The 2,650-nt window shown below is 61.1% G+C and carries 3 protein-coding genes; 2 read left to right on the top strand and 1 reads right to left on the bottom strand.

From position 1 onward, the window contains the following. On the bottom strand, positions 1-353 hold a 353-nt coding region (locus AC1DSN_RS21075; RefSeq protein WP_477332673.1), incomplete at its 3' end, for a hypothetical protein. A gap of 136 nt (positions 354-489) precedes the next feature. Between AC1DSN_RS21075 and AC1DSN_RS21070 the strand changes: the two genes are divergently transcribed. After that, on the top strand, positions 490-1,260 hold the full coding sequence (locus tag AC1DSN_RS21070; protein ID WP_477296725.1) for a hypothetical protein: 771 nt from the start codon (positions 490-492) through the stop codon (positions 1,258-1,260). 133 nt (positions 1,261-1,393) lie between these two features. Further along, positions 1,394-2,629: a DUF1444 domain-containing protein gene (locus tag AC1DSN_RS21065; RefSeq protein WP_477296724.1), complete on the top strand. Its 1,236-nt coding sequence runs from the start codon at positions 1,394-1,396 to the stop codon at positions 2,627-2,629. The last annotated feature ends 21 nt before the right edge of the window (positions 2,630-2,650 follow it).

The following is a 2,650-nucleotide window of genomic DNA, read 5'->3' as shown; positions in this document are numbered from 1 at the left end:
ATATAGAGCACGTCCGCGACGATGTTGACGAAGCTCAACACCATCAGGATAACGACCAGGGTGAGAAAGGCTCCCGCCGCGATACCCATCACCCGACTCGATCCGGGCGAATGCTGGCGAGCGATAGCGCCCAGCGCAAGGGCGAACGGCATCAGGCAGAGAGATTGAACAATGACCCCGGCATCATGGCTCCGGAGCAGAAGGTGAGAGGTCTGCGGATCCGAAGGTCTCATCACCAGGAACACGATGAGGCATGCAAACGCCGCGATGCCGAAGACGCCGCTGGTGATCGCCAGCCAACCTTGAAGTCGATATCCTGATATAGGACTTGCAGTTAGAGACTGCATTGTCATTCCCCCCTGGCTCCGGTGGATCATAGCCCGCTCCACTTGGCCCACGTCAATCGGCCTTTTTCTTGAGGCTGTCGATTTCCGCTTCACTCAATCGACGTCTGAATATGGCGACCTCCGCCATCCAGGAGAACCCAAGATGATGATCCGTCCTCTCAACCGTATGCACGGCAGGCTTCCGACCCGCCGTTTCAGCCACGTAGCAGCCTGTGCGGCGTCGCTCCTGTTCGGCCTCGCCAGCGCGGCGCTACACGCGAAAGACAGTCCGGGAATGGCACCGATCGACGCCTACCTGTTGGACCGGGCAACGGAAATCAGCCTGGCCAGGAGCGCCGCCCCGGCGGCGATTGCCAAGGATGCGACCGTCCTGGTGCTGACGCGTGCGGGCTACGAAACGGCGGTCAAGGGAAGCAATGGGTTTGTCTGCTACGTCGGCCGCGGCTTTGGTGGCGCCCCCGATTGGCCCGAGCGCTGGGACACCAGGATTCGTGCCGCCGCCTGCGATATTCCGCCGGCCGTGCCGACGATGACGGCCCTTCTGAAGCTGCGTACCGCCCTTACGCTTGCGGGCAAATCCGATGGACAGATCATGGATCGCATCAAGGCCGCCCTGCGCACTGGCGAGATTCCGCCGCTCGCGGCCGGCGCCATGTGCTACATGATGTCGAAGAACGCGTACCTGTCCGCACAGGGTGAGCACAACATGGCGCACGTCATGTTCTACGTCCCCACCAAGGACGCCACGACCTGGGGTGCGAACCTGCTAGGTTCACCCGTGATCGGCGGCAGCTACTGGTACCTGCTTCCGGGCCATGATGCTGACATCGCCGCCCTTCCGCCCATCTCAGTCTTTTTGGTGGCGACAAGCACGTTCTCGGACGGCACTCCGGTAGTGCCCCACGGCATGTAAGCCACCGCACTTCCAGATCATAACGCCAAGAGCCGAGCGCCTCGGGATGGATGGCTCCTGCCCGTGCACACCTTGGCAATCCCCCGCCCTGTCGGCTAGATTCCCTGCCACATACTGCCCTCAAGGACCGTCATTGCGCATCCTCGATAGGTTCCGGCGCACGCTGTCCAAAGACGACTTCGCCGCCCTGGTCATCCAACGGGCCGAAATCCTCGCTCAGCCCGTATCTGCAAGGTATGACGCCGAGGTGTTCCAGATCGACTTCGAGCTGGCCGACGGCCAGCCTTGGCTCATGAGCCTGCACAACGCTTTCAAGGATGCGTCGGCAGTCCCGCCAAAGCAACGTAACGACATCGTCGACAAGTATCTGGCGAGCATGACCGACGATCATCCTGACGAATGCGCCGAAGATACCCTTGCCAGGCTCATGCCAGTCATCCGCGATCCGGCCATGTTCGCCTGGGGACTACTCTCGGCCCGGCTTTCCGGGCGTACAGGTACGGGTGGAGGGCCGTGTCTTCGGCCCTTTGCCGATAACTTATCCGTCGCCCTTGTACTGGACTCCGAGCACGCCACGACGACCGTTAGCCTTAAGACTCTCACCTCCTGGGGCCTGGACGCCGAGGCTGCCTTCGCGCGCGCCTTGACCAACTTACGCGACAGGACCAGCGATGCCGGCATGGACCGTCACGGCGGCATATGGATCTCCACATGGAACGACGTTTACGACGCCTCCCGGATGCTGCTTACGGACATGATCCATCGGCTGCCCGTTCACGGTGAGCCTGTGGCCGTGATTCCTTGCCGGGACAAATTGTTCGTTACAGGCAGCCTCGACGACGAAGGTGTCGCGCTGATCGCGACGCTCGCAGCAGGTATTCTCGAAGAGGAGACGCGTCCGCTGAGCGGCCAACTCCTTGTTCTTCGCAGCGGCGCGTGGATTCCGTTCCAGGGAAAAGTGCCCACGGAGACGGCCAGGCGCTTGAACGTGGCGCGGTACAAACGCCTCATCGGGACCTACGACGATCAGAAAACACTACTTGAGAAAGTCCACGAGAAGGAAGGCGCGGATGTCTTTGTCGCCACGTACCATGCTGTTGAGCAAACGGATACCGGACGAATCACTGGATCGGCGCAATGGACGCGTGACGTTTTGACCCTTCTTCCCCGTTGCGACGAACTCTGGTTATTTTGCGATCAACGAAAGGAAGTGCTGGAGATCGGGTGGGATGATGCCGTCGCGTACATCCCTGAACTAGCGACACCGGTCGATGACCTCGATCCGCCGCGCTTCCGTCTCACCGACTTTCCTGATGATGCGACCTATGACGCGTTGAAGCGGCGAGCGGTCCGCATCCGTGCGCTTTAGCCAGACGTGCGGCTTCATGAC

Source organism: Luteibacter sp. P4_D7_3 (genome assembly GCF_056401735.1).
This window is presented reverse-complemented; position numbering and strand designations above follow the sequence as displayed.

What these genes read in the sequence shown, in the direction of transcription:
- AC1DSN_RS21070 (WP_477296725.1), top strand. Translation starts at nt 490, where the DNA reads ATGATGATCCGTCCTCTCAACCGTATGCACGGCAGGCTTCCGACCCGC.